General features: G+C 67.6%; 1 protein-coding gene. It reads right to left on the minus strand.

Annotated features, from left to right (window positions below; genetic code table 11):
- The coding region (locus IVB42_RS05090) for a caspase family protein (RefSeq protein ID WP_247469803.1) at positions 1-727 on the minus strand (727 nt) is incomplete at its 3' end.
- Position 728 lies beyond the last annotated feature (1 nt).

The following is a 728-nucleotide window of genomic DNA, read 5'->3' on the forward strand; positions in this document are numbered from 1 at the left end:
GCGGCACCAGCGGCACGGTGTCGCCGCCGAGCGATCCGTAGACGAAGGGCTCCTGCCGCCGCCCCGTGCTCTTGAGCACCTCGTCGCGAACCCGGCCAAGCGTCAGGCGAAGGTCGAGGCCCGGTGTCGCCAAATGATTGAGGAGCGCGGTCGCAAACGGGCTGTGCGCACCGTCGCCGTCGCCGGCGACCGCGCCGGCCTTGGCGGCGAACGCAATCAGCGTATCCGCCGTGGCGGGCTCGATCTTGGCGAGGCCGCGGCCCATCGAACGCGTGGCGACACTGCGTGTCATCCGCTCTGCAAATGGATTGTCGCGGCAGGCATCGAGGATGACGAGCCGCAGCCGCTTCGCCGGATTTATCGCCTGGAGAATCCGGTCCAGCGGGACCGCCTCGTCCTCGACGTCGAAATCGCTCTGCAGCCTGGCATCTGCCGGAATCAGGAAGTTCGCGCCGTTCACCTCGATGCCGTGACCGGCGTAATAGACCACGGCCATGTCGGAATCCGCGGCAACCGCAGCAAAATCGCGCACCGCCCGCCGCATCTCGATGACGCCGAGATCGCGGCGAAGCTCCACGATATCGAACCCCATCCGCTTGAACACGTCGCTGATGGCGGCCGCGTCGCTGTCGGGATTGGCCAGCCGCGCGACGCTCTGGTAGTTGGACACACCAAGGACCAGCGCCACTCGCTTGTCGGCCTGCGCGGTCGTCGCCGCTGCCAGCATC

The sequence above is a fragment of the Bradyrhizobium sp. 45 genome (genome assembly GCF_023073155.1).
In the GTDB taxonomy this organism is placed as follows: domain Bacteria; phylum Pseudomonadota; class Alphaproteobacteria; order Rhizobiales; family Xanthobacteraceae; genus Bradyrhizobium; species Bradyrhizobium canariense_D.